Genomic DNA, 16,466 nt, shown 5'->3' with positions numbered 1-16,466 from the left:
GAACTCTGGCTTAAGGGCGGGCGACCACGGCCCGCATCTGGCGGCCTCATAACACAGGAACGCCCGCCAGCGAAATCATGCCTGCTTCCGGCTTGCCGGACAGCCTATCTGCAGGCGTCTTCGGCACGCTTCACGGTCTGGGTCATGCCGGCGAGCGAGTATTTGTCGGACGTCGGATTGCCCCGCCTCGACGTGCCCTTGACCTCGAGATCGGCGCCCTTGCGCAGGGAATCGAGCATGCGGGGCTCTTCGGCCGGGTTCTTCAGCCACATGTTCTTGCCCTTGGCGACGAGCGCGAAACGCTCGGAGCCGATCACCGCCTGATGCTCGACATCTTCCTTGAGGTCGAAATTCATCACGAAGCTGATCTCGTTGCGCACCCCTTCGCCAGGGCGCGTCGCGACGAAGAGCAGGCCCTCGATATCGCGCAGATTGGCCGGCGAGCGGCTTTCCGCCTTCGACAGCGCATAGCAGACCTTGGCGCGGCCCTGCTGCGAGGAAAACGCCTGCCACTTGCCGGCGGATTCGAGCAGCATCGCCTGCCCTTGGCCGGCGGCGGGGGTGCCCGCTGCCGCAGCCGGGCGCGCACGCTGCGCCAGAGCGGCCGCCGACGAAAGGGCGAGGCCAGCGCAGGCCAGCAGCAGGGCGAGCCGGAAGGTCGGGCGGGACGGGGCGACCCCGGAGCGGAAAGACGAGATGTTCATGGACCGCAATCAGCCACTAAAAAACTTAATACTGCCTTTACCACGCGTTTACGGACGCGCCGGCCCAGGGCGGCGCATAGAGTGTCATGATCCTGGCGAAAATGCGAATGTCGGCGCCTCGCGGGCCGCCTGTTCCGTTCACCCTGAACGCATGGCAAAGTCCGCTTCCGGATGGTGTCGCGACGGGTGACGGAACGATGAGGGCGCTGCTCTGCGAAAGCCACGGGCCGGCCGAGACGCTGGTCATCCGCGACTTGCCCGAGCCGAAGCCCGGACCGGGTGAGATCGCAATCGCGGTCAGGGCGGCCGCGCTCAACTTCTTCGACACGCTGATCATCGAGAACCGCTACCAGGCCAAGCCGGCGCTGCCCTTCTCACCCTCGGCCGAATGCGCGGGAACGGTCGCCGCCATCGGCGAGGGCGTCACCGGCTGGCGCGTCGGAGAGCGCGTCGCCGCCTGGCTCGGTTTTGGTGCCGCCCGCGAGCAGGTGATAGTCCCGGCCGAGAGCGCGGTCAGGGTGCCGGACGCCCTCGACGACGCGCAGGCCGCCGGTCTCTTCGTCACCTATGGCACGGCGATGCATGGGCTGATCCAGCGCGCCGGGCTGAAGGGCGGCGAGACGCTCGCCATCCTCGGTGCTGCCGGCGGCGCTGGCCTCGCGGCTGTCGAGATCGGCGCGCTGCTCGGCGCCCATGTCATCGCCTGCGCCTCCTCGGCGGAGAAGCTCGAACTCGCCCGCGAGCATGGTGCGCAGGAGGAGATCGACTACACGCGCCAGGACCTTCGGGCCGGCTTGCGCCGCCTGACCGACGGGCGCGGCGTCGACGTGCTCTACGACACCGTCGGGGGCGATCTCGCCGAACCCGCCGTCAGGTCGATGGCCTGGGAGGGCCGCTATCTCGTCATCGGCTTCGCCGGCGGCGCCATTCCCAGGATCCCGCTCAACCTGCTGCTGCTGAAAGGCTGCGACCTGCGCGGCGTCTTCTGGGGCGAGTTCGTCAGGCGCGAACCCGCCAGCCAGCGCCGCAACATGGAACGCCTGCTTGACTGGGCGGCGGGCGGCCATATCCGCGCCCATGTCCACGCCACGCTGCCGCTGGAGCGTTGGACCGAGGCCTATGCGCTGATCGGCGACCGCAAGGCCAGGGGCAAGGTCGTGCTGACACTCTGACGATCCGTCGTCAGAGCTCCGCCATGGCCTGCTTCGCCCTGGCGCGGTGATCGGGCGTGATCGACCCGGCCACCGCCGCCAGCGCCGCCGCGATCACGGCGGCATCATCGGTGAAGCCGAGGATCGGCATGATGTCGGGCAGCGCATCGACCGGCAGCACGAAATAGCCCAGCGCCGCAAGCAATGTCATACGGACGCGGCGCGGCGTCGCCGGATCGCGAGCGCAGAACCAGGCCGCCAGCAGGTCCTCGGCGAAGGGAATCCGCTTCGCCACGCGCTTCAGGCGGCCGAGCAACTCCGACCCGAAACGCGCCTCGTCGCGCAGACTCTCACGGATGGCCGCCATCTCATCAGGCGTGAAGCGGGAGGTGAAACCGTCGCTCATTCTGCCCCTCCTTCGGGCCGGTGATCCTGGTGCCAGCGTCCGCTGATCGGCCCCGGTCGGCAATGTCAAAAAATGTGGCCCCGCAGGAAACCACGCACAAGGGGCCTGCGAAAAATCCGGCTTGGAGCGGCAGGCCGTGGCCTCTAACCCTGTAAGGCCCTCAAGATCAGGAAGCGCTCGATGAAGCTCGATTCCTCCATCGCCGCCATCGTTACCGGCGGCGCCTCCGGCCTCGGCGAGGCCACCGCGCGCATGCTGGCCGGCCAAGGTACCAAGGTTGCGCTGTTCGATCTGAACGCCGAACGCGGCGAGACGGTCGCAGCCGAGATCGGTGGGCTCTTCGTCGCATGCGACGTGACCAGTGAGGCTTCCGTCGATCAGGCGCTGGCGACCGCCCGCGCCGCACATGACATCGCCCGGGTCGTGGTGAACTGCGCCGGCATCGCGCCGGGGCGCCGCATCGTCTCGAAGAAGCGCGAGACCGGCGAGCTGATCGCGCATGATTCGGCCCTGTTCGAGAAGGCGGTCGCGATCAATCTCACCGGCACCTTCCGTATGATCGCGAAATCGGCCGCCGCTCTGGCGGGCCTCGAGCCGGTGACCCCGGATGGCGGGCGCGGCGTCTTCATCTGCACCGCCTCGATCGCAGCGGAGGACGGCCAGATCGGCCAAGCGGCCTATGCGGCCTCAAAAGCCGGCGTCGCCGGCATGACGCTGCCGATCGCCCGCGAGCTCGCCTCGTCCGGCATCCGCGTCATGACGATCATGCCCGGCCTCTTCGAGACGCCGATGTTCGACGGCCTGCCGGAGGATGCGCGCAACTCCCTAGCAATCTCCGTGCCGCATCCGTCCCGCCTCGGCCGGCCGGCGGAATATGCCGCGCTCGTACGCAGCATCATCGAGAACGACATGCTGAACGGCAGCGCGATCCGCCTCGACGGCGCCCTGCGCATGGCGCCAAAATAGCCGCACCGCAACGGCATCGCGATCACGGCCTTAGCGGGCTGGATTGCTGCCGGGCTCATCGTCCTCCTGCACGATGCGGTAGACGACATTGGCGCTGAGGTCCCGGTACAGATCCACGCGCTCTCCGTCCCAGTGATAGTCGAGATGGCGGCCCTGGACCGGATGCGCGGCACCGTCGGGGTAAAACAGCCCGACGCATTGGCCGGCCGGGCAGCGCACGCTCGGATAGACGACGCCGTCCGAGCCTGCGGCGCGCAGAGCCAATCCCAGCGCCTGGCTTTCGGCGTAGTCGTCGGGAATGAGCGCCGCCTCAGCCTTGCGTTCCGGCCCGCGCAGATCGTGCAGCGTAGCCGTCACGTCGATCAGGATTTCCCGGAACTGCGAGGTCCAGCCCGGCGGCTGCCTCGTCGCCGCCATGAAGCGCGCGTGATGGTACACCGTCTCGAACAGCGCCACCGGGAACGTGTTGCCGGCATAGAGCACCCCGAAGCGCCCGGTGGAGAACCGGCTCGGCCGATCGGGGCTGACATGGGTGAAGGGCGCCATCAGCCAGCTTGCACCCGGTCCTGCCACGCGCCGCGCCGGCGGGACGAGGTCGAGATTGCCGACCGCCTCCATCAACCGGGGATTCGTCTTCTGCTCGGCCGCGAGCAGAAGCGGCCAGTCGGCCGGGTCGGCGATGTCCTCGAACAGGTCGATCGGCGGAAAGATACTGCGGATGATCCGGACCGCCCCACGCCAATCGATCTCGGCGACTGGCAGCCCGGCCGGGTCGATCACCAGGCACCCCGCTCGTGATCGAGGTAATGCCGGACGCGCATCAGGTCGGTCAGCTCGCCGCCGAGCATCACCTGCAGCGCCGAACGGCCTCCGAACGCCGCATTCGCAGCCTGGATCCAGTCATAGCCGCGCTGCGGCTCGCGGAAGATGATACGCAGCGCCTTGTGGATGCCCATGAGATTCGACAGGCGCGCCTTGCCGTCCCGCGAGACGCGGCCGATCTGCCCGGCCTTCCAGCGCCCATAGCTGCGCGATGGCAGATCGAGCAGCGTCGCGGCCTGTTCGTCGGTAAGCCGCCAGAGCCGGAACAGATTGACCGCGGCGCGGAACATCGCCGCCGCCTCGGCATCCGAGATCCGCTCCGGCACGAAGTCGGGCGCCGTCGTATCGATCTGGCGTAACGCAGTCATGGCTCGCCTCCCATTTGGCATAAAATGGGAGATAGATCGCCAAATGGCAAGAGCGCCCTATTCGGCCGCCTTGGCCGACTTGATCTCGTGCTTCAGGATCAGCGGCGTCTGCGCCAGCGCGAACAGCATGGTCAGCGGCATCACGCCCCAGACCTTGAAGGCGACCCAGAAATCCTGCGTCTGCGTGCGCCAGACCACCTCGTTCAGCGCGGCCAGCACGAAGAAGAACAGGCCCCAGCGCAGGGTCAGCTTGCGCCAGCCCTCCTCGTCGAGCTGCATCACGGTCTCGAGCACAAGCGCCAGGAGCGAGCGGCCGAACCAGAGCCCGCCCAGCAGCACGCACCCGAACAGCGTATTCACGATCGTCGGCTTGACCTTGATGAAGAAGGCATCGTCGAGCGCGATGGTCAGCCCGCCGAACACCGTCACCACGACGGCATTCACGATCGCCATACGCGGCAGATAGCCCATCAGGACCCGCGACAGCGCCAGCGCGACCAGCGAGGCCGCGATGAAGATGCCGGTCGCCACGAAGATGCGCCGATCGTTGGCCACGCCGAACAGCCGGTCGCCATAGGAATTGGCCAGGAAGAAGATCGCCAGCGGCCCGAATTCGAGCGCGAGCTTCAGCAACGGGTGCACGCTGCGGCTCGTCGCCGCCTTCTCGGCCACCGCCTCGGCCGTCTCGGCTCCATTGTCGCTCGTCACGCTGCTTCTCCCAATCCCGCCACGGCCTGCGCGAAATCGCGCGCCGAGAACGACTCCAGATCCTCGACGCTCTCGCCGACACCGATGAAATGCACCGGCAGGCCGAATTTCGCCGCCAGTGCCACCAGGATGCCGCCCCGCGCCGTACCGTCGAGCTTGGTCATCACCAATCCGGTGACCCCGGCCGTATCCTGAAAGGCCTCGACTTGGCTCACCGCATTCTGCCCGACGGTCGCATCGAGCACGAGCAGCGCCGCATGCGGCGCCTCGGGATCGAGCTTGCGGATCACGCGGACGACCTTCGCGAGTTCGTCCATCAACCCCGTCTTGTTCTGCAGCCGCCCGGCGGTGTCGACCAGGAGGACGTCCGTCCCTGCTGCCTTGGCCTTCTGCAGCGCCTCGAAGGCAAGTCCCGCGGCATCCGCGCCCTGATTGCCGGAGACGACCTCCGCCCCAGTGCGCGCACCCCAGACCTTGAGCTGCTCGATGGCGGCCGCACGGAAGGTGTCGCCCGCAGCCAGCATCACGGATTTGCCCTCGGCCCGGAATTTTGCGGCGAGCTTGCCGATCGTCGTCGTCTTGCCCGAGCCGTTGACCCCGACCATCAGGATGACGAAGGGCTTCTTCGCGCCGTCGATCGCCAGCGGCAGCGCGACCGGGGTCAGGATCGACTCGACCTCGCGCGCCAGGATCGCCTTCACCTCGGCCGGCTCGATCTGCTTGTCGTAGCGCCCCTCGCCCACTGCCTTTGCGACGCGGGCGGCGGTGGCGAGGCCGAGATCGGCCTGGATCAGGATGTCTTCGAGGTCCTCCAGCGTGCCGGCATCGAGCTTGCGCTTGGTGAAGAGGTCGGTGATGCCCGTCGTCAGCGCCGAGGACGTCCGCGACAGGCCCTCGGTCAGGCGGCGCCACCAACTTCGCTTCGGCTCCGGGGCCGGTGCAGGCGCTGCAACGACTGGCGGTTCCATGACAGGCGGCGCCGCGACGGGCGCAGGCTCCGGCATGGCGATCGGCAGCGGCGCGGCCTCGCCGGCGAGCAGTTCCGGCGCGAGCGGCGCATCCTCGGCAGGCTCGGGCGGGGTGGCCGCCGGCTCCGGTGACGGCGCGGGCGGAAGAGGAGCCGGCTCCGGCTCGCTGCCGAACAATCTCGAAAAGAAGCCGCGCTTCTTCGGTTCGCTCTCGCTCATCACCCGTCCTGTATCCGGCCGCCCGGTCTCGGGAGCCCCGCCTTCGTCGCCATTCCCCGTCGGGACGAGAAGGCTCATATAGGGGCCTGCCGGCGCGGTTGCACCGCCGGGCCGTGTGTTCTAGCGCAATGCCATGACAGCGCCCGACCGACCAGAGATTTCGCATCCGCGCCAGGAGGCATCGCGTGATGAGGCGCCGCTGCCCTTCCCGCTGCTCTATCGCGACGCGATGATGCTCGTCATCGACAAGCCCGCAGGCCTGCCCTCGCATCGCGGGCCGCAGGCGAAACGGCGCGTCATCCCTGTCCTGACAGACCATCTCGACGCCTTGCGCTTCGGCCTGCCGCGCCGCCCGGAGGCCGCGCACCGGCTCGACAAGGACACCTCGGGCTGCCTTATCCTCGGCCGCCACCCACGCGCCATGGCGGAGCTCAACCAGATGTTCCGCGACGGGCGGATCGACAAGACCTATTGGGCCATCGTCCAGGGCAGCCCTGAAGCGGAGGAGGGACTTATCGATCTGCCGCTTGGGAAGCGCTCGCCGGATCGCGGCTGGTGGATGAAGGTCGATCCCGCGGGCCTGCCCTCGCAGACGCGCTATCGCCTGCGCGGCCGCGGCGAGGACGAGGCCGGCCCGCTCGCCTGGCTCGAGCTCGAACCGCTGACCGGCCGAACTCACCAGCTGCGGGTCCACTGTGCCGCCTCCGGCTGGCCGATGCTGGGCGACGAGATCTATGGCGACGCACCGCGCGAAGGCGGCCTGGGCCTGCAGCTGCACGCCCGCGCGATCACCGTGCCGCTCTACCGCAAGAAGCCTGCAATCCGCGTCGAGGCGCCGCCGCCGCCCCATATGGAGGCGGCACTGCGCGCCTGTGGCTGGGCGCCACCCCCGACCGATCCCTGATCCGCCGGCAACGACACCACCCTTCAGATCCCAAGCCCATCCAGGGCGCGGGCGAACTTCACGTCGAGCTCGGTCAGCCCGCCGGCATCATGCGTCGAGAGCGTCACCTCGACGGTGCGATAGACATTGGACCATTCAGGATGGTGATTCATCCTCTCGGCCAGCAACGCCACCCGCGTCATCCAGCCGAAGGCTTCGCTGAAGTCGCGAAACACGAAGCGCTTGCTGATCGCCTCGCGTCCCTCGACAAGCTTCCAGCCCGTCAGGGTCGCAAGGGCCTCGTCGCGGGCCTCATGACCGAGTCGCTTGGGCATCGTCACCTCCGCTGGCTCACGCTCCCCAGCGGCCTGTTCGGATAGGACGGACCGAGGGGATAGGCCGCCTCCAGGACATAGGGCCCGCCGCCGACCGAATCGCGCGACGACATCAGGGCGAGGCGCCGCGCCGTGAAGCTGATCGGGCGGACGATCGGGTGGAGGCTGAGATAATGCGCCACATCCACCGGCGACGTATCGCGCAGACGCGCCAGCGTGACATGCGGCACGAACTTACGCCCCTCCGGCGGCAGCCCCAGCCGACGCGTCAGGCGCTCGAGATCAGCCTGGAGCTCACTAAGCCGCGGGCTGGGCTGCACGCGCGCGAAGACGCTGCGCGGCTTGTCGCCGCCGAAGCTGCCGAGCGCATCGAGAGTCACCTCGAACGGATAGCTGCGGATCTCGGCGAGGAACTCGTCGAGATCATTGGCGGTGCGCCGGTCGACATCCCCGAGGAAGCGGAGCGTGACGTGGTAGTCGGCCGGCTCGATCCAGCGCGCTCCGGCCAGTCCGCCCCGGTGCAGCGTCAGCGCCGAGGCGACCTCGGCGGGAATCTCCAGAGCTGTGAACAGCCTCGGCATCCCGAATCAGTGCCAGCTTTTTGTGACTCTGGCGAGACGAAATGCCGGAGCCCCTCTTAAGGGCAGGGATTGCCGGCGAGCTGGTGCACCGCATCGATCTTCGCCTCGACCTCGGCCGAGAGCGTCACGCCGATCGAGGCGATGTCCGTCCTGAGCTGCTCCATCGAGGTCGCGCCGATGATGTTCGAGGTCACGAAAACGCGCGCATTGACGAAGGCCAGCGCCATCTGTGCAGGGTCGAGCCCGGCCTCGCGCGCGATCGCGATGTAGCGCTTGATTGCCTCCTCGGCCCCGGCGGTCTGGTAGCGCTGGCCGCGGTCGAACAGCGTCGTGCGGGCGCCGGCCGGCCGCGCGCCGTCGAGATATTTCCCGGTCAGGAAGCCCTGCGCCAGCGGCGAATAGGCGAGCAGTCCGACATCCTCGCGCAGCGCGACCTCGGCCAGCGCCGTCTCGAAGGTGCGATTCAGCAGGTTGTAGGCGTTCTGGATCGACTGGACGCGGGGCGTCCCGCGGGCCGCCGAGTCCTGCACGAAGCTCATCGTACCCCAGGCGCTCTCGTTGGAGAGGCCGAGATGGCGGATCTTGCCGGCCTTGACCAGCTCGGCGAAGGCGTCGAGCTGGTCGGGGATCGAGGTCTCGTCCTCCGGCCGCTCGAAGGCGGCGCTGTTGAAGCGCGTCGGATTCGAGCCCCAAGGCATCGGCCGCTCGGGGAAATGGATCTGGTAGAGATCGATATAGTCGGTGCCGAGGCGCTGCAGGCTCTTGTCGACCGCCTCGAAGACCTGGGCCCGGGTGACGCGCGTCGGACTCTTGTCGTCGCGGAACCAGGTGTTGCCGCCGCGGCCGCAGACCTTCGAGGCGAGGATCACCTTGTCGCGGTTCTTGCGCGCCTTGAACCAGCTGCCGATGATCCGCTCGGTCGAGCCTTGCGTCTCCGGCCTGGGCGGAATCGAATAAAGCTCGGCCGTATCGAAGAAGTTCACGCCCTGGTCGAGGGCGTAGTCCATCTGCTCATGACCCTCGGCTTCGGTGTTCTGCTCGCCCCAGGTCATGGTTCCGAGGCAGATCACCGAGACCTTGAGATCGGTGCGCCCGAGACGGCGGTATTCCATGGGAAGTGAGCTCCGGAGACGGCCGGCGGTGGCGCAGGCGGGACGTTGAGTGTCAGGATTTGGCCGGAAGCGACGCGAGGAAGCGCTCGACCGTGGGCAGGATGTTGCGGACGATGACGCGCACGCCCTCGACCGTGGGATGGAGCTGGTCGGGCAGGTTGAGCGCGCGCTCGCCCGCGACCCCTTCCAGGAAGAAGGGGTAAAGCATCAGCCCGTGGCTTTTCGCAAGCTCCGGATAGATGGCGTCGAAGCGCGCGGCATATTCGGCGCCGAGATTGCGCGGCGCATACATGCCGGCGAGCAGTACCGGGATGCCGCGTTCCTTGAGGCGCGTGATGATCGCTTCCAGCCCCTTGCGGGTCACGCCCGGATCAAGGCCGCGCAGCGCGTCGTTGGCGCCGAGTTCGAGGATCACGCCGTCGGTCCCGTCCGGCACCGACCAGTCGAGCCGTTCGAGCCCGCCCTGGACCGTGTCGCCGGAGACTCCCGCGTTCACGATTTCGACAGCGATGCCCTTCTCGCGCAACGCCTGCTCGAGCACCGGCGGGAAGGCTGCGCTGCCCGGCAAATTGTATCCGGCGGTCAGGCTGTCGCCCAATGCGACGAGTTTCAGCGTCCGCGCCGGCGCGGGCGGGCTGGTCTGGGCCATGGCCGGGAGCGGTAGCAGCGTGCAGCAGATCAGAAAAGCGGCGCAGAGCGATTGGACAAGCGCCGGGCCAAGCCCATATCGGCCTCTTGCGGTGTGCACACGCGTGTCGCCGGGCTCGGCCCGCGGCCGGGTGCGGCGGGGGGCGAGAATGGATATCGAAGGCAGGGTCATTGGCTGATGAGCGAAGTGAGCGTCCCACCGACAGAACGGCCGGCGATCGAATTGCGGGATGTTCAGCTTAGTTTGGGGCGTGCGGCCGCCCGCGTCCATATCCTCAAGGGCGTTTCTTTGTCCCTGGCCTCCGGCCAGGCGACCGGGCTGGTCGGCCCCTCCGGCTCCGGCAAGTCGACCCTGCTGATGACCATGGCGGGTCTGGAACGCCCGGATTCCGGCACCGTCAGGGTCGCCGGCCAGGATCTCGGCGCGCTCGACGAGGACGGCCTCGCCGTCTTCCGCGGCCGGCATATCGGCATCGTCTTCCAGTCCTTCCATCTCGTCCCGACCATGACGGCGCGCGAGAACGTCGCCCTGCCGCTGGAGCTCGCCGGCGCCGGCGACGCCTTCGCGCGTGCCGAAGCGGAGCTGCGCAATGTCGGCCTGGGCGAACGCATGGACCATTACCCGGCGCAGCTCTCGGGCGGCGAGCAGCAGCGCGTCGCCATTGCGCGAGCGGTCGCACCGGATCCGGCGATCCTCGTCGCCGACGAGCCGACCGGCAATCTCGACGAGACCACCGGCCGCTCCATCGTCGACCTGATCTTCGCTCTGAGGCGCGAACGAGGCGCGACCCTGGTGCTCGTCACCCATGATCTGTCGCTGGCGGCGCTCTGCGACCGAACGGTGCGCCTGCGCGCCGGACGCATCGAGGCGCCCGCCAGCACCGACGCCGACGCGACGGTGGGCTGAGCATGCACGGAACGGCCAAGCCCGCACCTCTGTCTCCATCCGGCGCCTCGGGATTCTCGCTCGCCCTTCGCCTTGCCTGGCGCGACCTGCGCGGCGGCCTGCGCGGCTTCGGCGTCTTCATCGCCTGCCTCGCGCTCGGCGTCATGACCATCGCCGCCGTCGCCTCCGCCTCGCGCGGCCTCACCGAGGGGTTGGCGCGCGAGGGCCGGCGCATCCTCGGCGGCGACGCCGCCTTCAGCCTGATCCATCGCGAGGCGACGACGCCGGAACGCGCCTTCCTCGAATCGCGTGGCAGCGTCTCGACCATCGCGACGATGCGCGGCATGGCCAATGCCGGCGACAAGGGCACCGCCCTCGTCGAGATCAAGGCGGTGGATGCCGGCTATCCCGCCATCGGCACTCTCACGACCGACCCGGCCACGCCGATCGCGGAACTCCTCGCTCCCAACGACGGCGCCTTCGGCGCGGTCGCCGATCCCGTGCTGTTCGGCCGGCTCGACCTGAAGCCCGGCGATACGATCATGGTCGGCGGCGCGCGCGTACAGCTGCGCGCCAATCTCGTCTCCGAGCCCGACAAGATCGCAGCCGGCGTCGGCTTCGGCCCGCGGCTCCTGATCTCGCAGGACGCGTTGCGCGCGACCGGCCTGCTCCAGCCCGGCAGCCTGGTGCGCTGGACCTACCGGGTCTCGCTGCCGCCCCAGGCGATGAGCGATGCCGATCTCGACGCCCTGATCGCAGCGGCCGGAACCGAACAGCGCGATGCCGGCTGGGAAATCCGCTCCCGCGCCAATGCCAATCCGGGCTTCCAGCGCAATCTCGAGCGCTTCACCCAGTTCCTGACCCTGGTTGGGCTCACCGCCCTGCTCGTCGGCGGCGTCGGCGTGGCAAATGCCGTGCGCCGCTTTGTCGAGGCCAAGAAGCTCGACTTTGCCACGATGAAGGCCGTCGGCGCGACCGGCGGCCGCGTCGTCGCGATCCACCTGACTGAAGTCATGCTGGTCGCAGGCCTGGGCACCGGCATCGGCCTTGTGCTCGGCGCAGCCGCGCCCTTCGCGCTCGGCGCCGCGCTGCAGGCTGTCCTGCCCGTGCCTTTCGAGCCGACGCTGGCGCCGGGCGAGCTCGGCGTCGCCGCGATCTACGGCCTGCTGACGGCGCTGGTCTTCGCCATCCTGCCGCTCGGGCGCGCCCATGACGTGCCGGTCTCGGCGCTCTTCCGCGACCAGATCGAGCCCGATGCACGCCGACCCCGCGCGATCTATCTCGCCATCTGCCTGCTGGCACTTGCCGGCCTGATCGGCGTCGCGCTCGCTTTCGCCTATGACCGGCGCATCGCGCTGATCTACATCGGCGTGATGACCGGCGTCTTCCTGCTGCTGCGCGGCGTGTCCCTTGGATTGATGGCGCTGGCGCGCAGGACTCCGCGGCCGAAACATCCGGCCCTGCGCATGGCGCTCGCCAACAGCTACCGCCCCGGCGCGCTGACGCCCTCGCTCGTGCTCTCGGTGGGGCTCGGCGTCGCGCTGCTCTCGGCGCTGGCCTTCATCGATGTCAGCCTGACCCGCCAGCTGACCCAGGCCCTGCCGCAGAAGGCGCCGAGCTTCTTCTTCCTCGACATCCCCAATGCCGAGGCCGCCCGCTTCGACGATCTCCTGGCGCAGGAGCGGCCGGGCGCGACGCTGACCCGCGTGCCGATGATGCGCGGCCGCATCGTCTCCGTGAACGACGTCCGGGCCGAGGACATCAAGGCCTCGGAACAGTCGGCCTGGATACTCGACGGCGACCGCGGCATCACCTATTCGGCCGAGCTGCCGGAGGGCTCGAAGCTGACCGAGGGCGAATGGTGGCCGGCCGACTATCGCGGCGAACCACTGGTCTCCTTCGAGGCCCAGAACGCCGCCGGGATCGGGCTGAAGATCGGCGACAGGCTCACCGTCAACGTGCTCGGTCGCAACATCACCGCCCGCGTCGCCAATTTGCGACAGGTCGAGTGGCGCTCGCTCGGCATCAATTTCGTGATGCTGTTCTCGCCCAACACCTTTGCCGGGGCGCCCCACACCAATCTCGCGACCATAACCCAGCCGCAGGAGGGCACGAGCGCCGCCGATGCCGCGCTGCTGCGCCGCCTCGCCGTCGAGTTTCCCTCGGTTACGGCGGTGCGCGTCAAGGACGCGCTGGAGGCGGTCAACACCATCGTCGGCCAGCTCGCCACCGCGATCCGTGGCGCGTCGGGACTCGCCATCGCGGCAAGCCTGCTCGTGCTGGGCGGAGCGCTCGCGGCCGGGCAACACGCGCGACTTTACGACGCGATGATCCTGAAGACGCTGGGCGCGACGCGCCGCTTCATACTTTCGTCGTACGCCCTCGAATACGCGGCAATCGGCCTCGTCTCGGCGCTGTTCGGCGTTGTCGCGGGCGCTCTCGCCGGCTGGGGCGTCGTAACACAAGTGATGAAGATCGAATTCGTCAATGACCCTACCGGGGCTTTACTGGCTGCAACTGCCGCAGTTGGCGTCACCGTCCTGTTCGGGCTTACGGGCACCCTGAAAATACTGTCGAAAGCGCCGGCTTCTCATCTGCGGAATTTATGATGACTATCTGAGAACGGCTCTCGATAGACATTACAGATTCGTCACTTTGCATGGCAGCAGCGCCGCGTTTCTATGGCGCGTCGCTGCTTAACCATGCAGGCCTCTTGTAAGAACCCGCGAACGCCCTCATATTCCGTCCATCGCCACGATTGTGCGCGACGATGGGCTGGCGCGGACATGCGAGTCGGCCTTCGGATTCACTGTCAGGGGAAAATCGCTCCATGAGCAACTTCGACCGCAATGCTCCAGTCTGGGGTGCCGGCCGCGCACAGCAGACCAGCGCCGTCGAGATGGATCAGGGCCTGCGCTCGTTCATGCTCGGCGTCTACAACAACATGACGATCGGCCTCGCCATCACCGGCGTCGTCGCGATCGGCATCTCGATGCTCGCCATCGCCGGCGTCTCGCCGACCGGCAAGGTCACGGCTCTGACGCCGCTCGGCCAGGCTCTCTATCTCAGCCCGCTGAAATGGGCCGTGATGCTGGCCCCGCTGGCCTTCATCCTGTTCTTCTCGTTCAAGGCCGAAAGCATGAGCGCCTCGGCCGCGCGGACGATGTTCTTCGTCTTCGCCGCGGTGATGGGCATCTCGCTCTCGTCGATCTTCATCGTCTTCACCGGCGAGTCGATCGCGCGCGTCTTCTTCATCACGGCGGCGGCCTTCGGCGGCCTCAGCCTGTTCGGCTACACCACGAAGAAGTCGCTTTCGGGCATGGGATCCTTCCTGATCATGGGCCTGATCGGCCTGGTGATCGCCTCGGTGGTGAACATCTTCCTGGCCTCGAGCGCTCTCGCCTTCGCCGTCTCGGTGATCGGCGTGCTCGTCTTCGCCGGCCTTACCGCCTGGGACACCCAGCGCCTGAAGGAGATGTATCTCTACTCCGACCTGGACGGGGAATCGGCTGCGAAGCTCTCGGTCAACGGCGCTCTGTCGCTGTACCTGAACTTCATCAACATGTTCCAGATGCTGCTGTCGCTCTTCGGCAACCGCAGCGAGTGACCTGATCGATCCGCGATGCGGATCAAGACGAGCCCCGGCCGCAAGGCCGGGGCTTTTTCTTTGGCATGTCGCTTGCGTAAAATTCGGGCATGACCAGCCTGTCGATCCGCCCGGCCACGCCCGCCGACATTCCCGCCATCGCGCTGATCTACGGCGACGCCGTGGTGAACGGCACCGCCTCCTGGGAGATCGAGCCGCCCGGCGAGGCCGAGCTGCTGCGGCGCTACGAAGCGCTCCTGGCGGGCGGCTATCCCTATCTCGTCGCCGAACGCGACGAACGGCTCCTAGGCTATGCCTATGCCGGCGCCTATCGTCCGCGTCCGGCCTATCGCGCCACCGTCGAGAACTCGATCTACATCGCCCCCGACGCCCAAGGCTCCGGCGTCGGCAGCGCCCTGCTCGCTGCCCTGGTCAAGGATTGTACGGCTCGCGGCTTCCGCCAGATGATCGCCGTGATCGGCGACGGCACCGGCGCCTCCATCGGCTCGCGGCGCCTGCATGAGCGCGCGGGTTTTCGCCTGATCGGCGTCGCCGAGAAGGTCGGCTTCAAGCATGGCCGCTGGCTCGACCAGATGCTGATGCAGAAGGAGCTGGGCGAGGGCGACAGGGCACCGCCCGCATCCTGACGGGCCGTCAGCCGACCACGCTGAGCTTCCTGTCCAGCACGCGCAGCACCCGCGACAGCTCCGTGCCACGCTTCAGCACGAGCCCCGTCGCAGCAACGACCGAATAGGCGCCCTGCCGCTTGGCGAGCGCCGGATCCTTGACGATCCGGTAGAGCGGCACCTCGGAAGAACGGCGGTAGACCGAGAACTGCGCCTTGTCCTTGAGGAAATCGATGGCGTAGTCCCGCCACTCGCCGGCAGCGACCATGCGGCCATAGAGATTGAGCAGTTCCGAAAGCTCGCGGCGGTCGAAGGTGACTGCGGCCGGTTTCGCCCCCCCCGGAAAGGGGATCACCCCGGCCGTCGGCTGCGATTGCGGCGTATCGCTTTCGCTCATTGCGCCTCCCGATCAGCAGCCGCTCGGGCCGCTCCGATGCCTGGGGATCGATGATGCGCCCCCGATGCCAAGCTGGCAAGCAATCGAGGCCAGGGCCTCGTCCCGCCGCCGCGAGGTTACACCCACAATGTTCGCTACCGATCACAGATTCGTCAGCGTTGCCGCATTTTCGCCCTCATCATGCCAAGTGGCCGCCCCGTTGCTCGATTTGAATGGGGTTACAGCCTCGACGGCTCGGCTTCGTCGATCGTCGGTTTGTCAGCCCCCCAGCCCCCCGGGGATCTGGTGGTGCCGGGCCATTACTTTCGAGGCCAACTCAGCGGCTGGCGTTCTGCGCTGGCCGTTTTTCTTTGTCCTGCACACTCTGCACCCCTCAGCGCGCCTGCCGGTGATACTCTGCATTGGGCCGCATATCGACCGCCGATGCCATGCGGTTCGACATGTTGTAGAAGGCAGCGACCGCAGCCACGTCCCAGATGTCGCGCTCGCTGAACCCGGCCGCCCGTAGCCCGGCCCGGTCGTCCTCGCCAACGAGTTGCGGGCTCTCCGTCAGCTTGACGGCGAAATCGAGCATGCTGCGGTGGCGCAACGAGAGCTCGGCAGCGCGGTAGTTCATCGCCATCAGTTCGCCCAGCACCGGATCCTCCGAGAGCAGGCGCACCGCAGCGCCATGCGCGGTCAGGCAGTAATAGCAGCGGTTCACGCTGGAGACCGCCACCGCAATCATCTCGCGCTCGAGCTTCGACAGCCCGGACGGCGCCAGCATGAGGTCGTTGTAGAAGGCGGCGAAGGCCGAGAGCTTGGCGTCGTCATGCGCATAGGCGACCAGCACGTTCGGCACGAAGCCGAGCTTCTCGACGCATTTGTCGAAATAGGCCTGATTCTCGGCCGAAAGCGCTTCCGGCCTGAGCGCGAGAGCCATCGCGGCCGGGGTGGCGTCCTGCCGCGCCGGCTTTTCGCCCGGCTTCGGTTTGTCATGTCTCGTCGCCATGATAGGTCCTGTCGTGTCGTCCGCGGTTGCCGTCGCGCACCGCGGCCAGAATGAAGTGCCGCACAGCCTATGCCATCGCTGCGGCAGAACAACAGGGTGGACACCATGG

Annotated in this window: 19 protein-coding genes; 7 read left to right on the top strand and 12 right to left on the bottom strand. The window is 67.8% G+C overall.

Annotation, left to right across the window (positions count from 1 at the left end):
* Positions 1-104 precede the first annotated feature (104 nt).
* A complete protein-coding gene (locus tag ASE63_RS17100; protein ID WP_056803787.1) occupies positions 105-704 on the bottom strand; it encodes a hypothetical protein in 600 nt (199 codons plus the stop codon).
* Positions 705-901: 197 nt separating this feature from the next.
* On the opposite strand from ASE63_RS17100, the gene ASE63_RS17095 reads away from it, so the two are divergent.
* A complete protein-coding gene (locus ASE63_RS17095; RefSeq protein WP_056803784.1) occupies positions 902-1,876 on the top strand; it encodes an NADPH:quinone oxidoreductase family protein in 975 nt (324 codons plus the stop codon).
* Positions 1,877-1,886: 10 nt separating this feature from the next.
* Here ASE63_RS17095 and ASE63_RS17090 read toward each other — a convergent pair whose 3' ends face one another.
* Entirely contained in the window at positions 1,887-2,261 is a 375-nt protein-coding gene (locus ASE63_RS17090; RefSeq protein ID WP_056803781.1) for a YkvA family protein, read from the bottom strand.
* A 180-nt stretch (positions 2,262-2,441) separates the two neighbouring features.
* Here ASE63_RS17090 and ASE63_RS17085 point away from each other — a divergent pair, with 180 nt between their 5' ends.
* A complete protein-coding gene (locus ASE63_RS17085; protein WP_056803778.1) occupies positions 2,442-3,227 on the top strand; it encodes an SDR family NAD(P)-dependent oxidoreductase in 786 nt (261 codons plus the stop codon).
* A 30-nt stretch (positions 3,228-3,257) separates the two neighbouring features.
* Here the strand turns inward: ASE63_RS17085 and ASE63_RS17080 are convergent, their stop codons facing one another.
* From ASE63_RS17080 to ftsY, 4 genes are read right to left on the bottom strand one after another with little or no spacing between them, the layout of a single operon-like run.
* On the bottom strand, positions 3,258-4,007 hold the full coding sequence (locus ASE63_RS17080; RefSeq protein ID WP_056803775.1) for an RES family NAD+ phosphorylase: 750 nt from the start codon (positions 4,005-4,007) through the stop codon (positions 3,258-3,260).
* Positions 4,004-4,417, bottom strand: a complete 414-nt coding sequence (locus tag ASE63_RS17075; RefSeq protein WP_056803772.1) for an MbcA/ParS/Xre antitoxin family protein — start codon at positions 4,415-4,417, stop codon at positions 4,004-4,006. Before ASE63_RS17075 ends, ASE63_RS17080 begins: the two co-directional genes overlap by 4 nt.
* 57 nt (positions 4,418-4,474) lie before the next feature.
* Complete coding sequence (locus tag ASE63_RS17070) at positions 4,475-5,089, bottom strand: septation protein A (protein WP_056803889.1); 615 nt, start codon at positions 5,087-5,089, stop codon at positions 4,475-4,477.
* A gap of 32 nt (positions 5,090-5,121) precedes the next feature.
* Positions 5,122-6,312, bottom strand: coding sequence for a signal recognition particle-docking protein FtsY (ftsY, locus tag ASE63_RS17065; RefSeq protein ID WP_056803771.1), 1,191 nt, complete (start codon positions 6,310-6,312; stop codon positions 5,122-5,124).
* A gap of 229 nt (positions 6,313-6,541) precedes the next feature.
* On the opposite strand from ftsY, the gene ASE63_RS17060 reads away from it, so the two are divergent.
* The gene (locus ASE63_RS17060) at positions 6,542-7,216 is read left to right on the top strand and encodes an RNA pseudouridine synthase (protein ID WP_244491435.1); all 675 of its coding nucleotides are present in this window, start codon (positions 6,542-6,544) and stop codon (positions 7,214-7,216) included.
* Between the two features lie 23 nt (positions 7,217-7,239).
* Here ASE63_RS17060 and ASE63_RS17055 read toward each other — a convergent pair whose 3' ends face one another.
* The 4 genes from ASE63_RS17055 to ASE63_RS17040 are packed head-to-tail and all read right to left on the bottom strand — an operon-like array spanning position 7,240 to position 9,872.
* Complete coding sequence (locus tag ASE63_RS17055; protein ID WP_056803882.1) at positions 7,240-7,530, bottom strand: 4a-hydroxytetrahydrobiopterin dehydratase; 291 nt, start codon at positions 7,528-7,530, stop codon at positions 7,240-7,242.
* A 2-nt stretch (positions 7,531-7,532) separates the two neighbouring features.
* Entirely contained in the window at positions 7,533-8,111 is a 579-nt protein-coding gene (gene thpR / locus ASE63_RS17050) for an RNA 2',3'-cyclic phosphodiesterase (RefSeq protein ID WP_056803767.1), read from the bottom strand.
* A gap of 56 nt (positions 8,112-8,167) precedes the next feature.
* Positions 8,168-9,223 carry an aldo/keto reductase gene (locus tag ASE63_RS17045; RefSeq protein ID WP_056803764.1) on the bottom strand — a complete coding sequence of 352 codons (1,056 nt, stop codon included), beginning with the start codon at positions 9,221-9,223 and terminating at the stop codon, positions 8,168-8,170.
* A 52-nt stretch (positions 9,224-9,275) separates the two neighbouring features.
* Positions 9,276-9,872 (bottom strand): arylesterase, encoded by a 597-nt coding sequence (locus tag ASE63_RS17040; RefSeq protein WP_056803761.1) that lies wholly within the window; start codon positions 9,870-9,872, stop codon positions 9,276-9,278.
* 177 nt (positions 9,873-10,049) lie between these two features.
* Between ASE63_RS17040 and ASE63_RS17035 the strand changes: the two genes are divergently transcribed.
* From ASE63_RS17035 to ASE63_RS17020, 4 genes are all read left to right on the top strand, one after another.
* Positions 10,050-10,778 carry an ABC transporter ATP-binding protein gene (locus tag ASE63_RS17035; protein ID WP_056803758.1) on the top strand — a complete coding sequence of 243 codons (729 nt, stop codon included), beginning with the start codon at positions 10,050-10,052 and terminating at the stop codon, positions 10,776-10,778.
* Positions 10,779-10,780: 2 nt separating this feature from the next.
* Positions 10,781-13,366 (top strand): FtsX-like permease family protein, encoded by a 2,586-nt coding sequence (locus tag ASE63_RS17030; protein WP_056803755.1) that lies wholly within the window; start codon positions 10,781-10,783, stop codon positions 13,364-13,366.
* Between the two features lie 221 nt (positions 13,367-13,587).
* Positions 13,588-14,364: a Bax inhibitor-1/YccA family protein gene (locus ASE63_RS17025; protein WP_056803751.1), complete on the top strand. Its 777-nt coding sequence runs from the start codon at positions 13,588-13,590 to the stop codon at positions 14,362-14,364.
* Between the two features lie 89 nt (positions 14,365-14,453).
* Complete coding sequence (locus tag ASE63_RS17020; protein WP_056803748.1) at positions 14,454-14,990, top strand: GNAT family N-acetyltransferase; 537 nt, start codon at positions 14,454-14,456, stop codon at positions 14,988-14,990.
* A gap of 7 nt (positions 14,991-14,997) precedes the next feature.
* Here the strand turns inward: ASE63_RS17020 and ASE63_RS17015 are convergent, their stop codons facing one another.
* Positions 14,998-15,366, bottom strand: a complete 369-nt coding sequence (locus ASE63_RS17015; protein ID WP_056803745.1) for a DUF2794 domain-containing protein — start codon at positions 15,364-15,366, stop codon at positions 14,998-15,000.
* 373 nt (positions 15,367-15,739) lie between these two features.
* On the bottom strand, positions 15,740-16,288 hold the full coding sequence (locus ASE63_RS17010) for a peroxidase-related enzyme (protein WP_244491434.1): 549 nt from the start codon (positions 16,286-16,288) through the stop codon (positions 15,740-15,742).
* Positions 16,289-16,466: the final 178 nt, after the last annotated feature.

It is taken from the genome of Allobosea sp. Root381 (assembly GCF_001429395.1).
In the GTDB taxonomy this organism is placed as follows: domain Bacteria; phylum Pseudomonadota; class Alphaproteobacteria; order Rhizobiales; family Beijerinckiaceae; genus Allobosea.
This window is presented reverse-complemented; position numbering and strand designations above follow the sequence as displayed.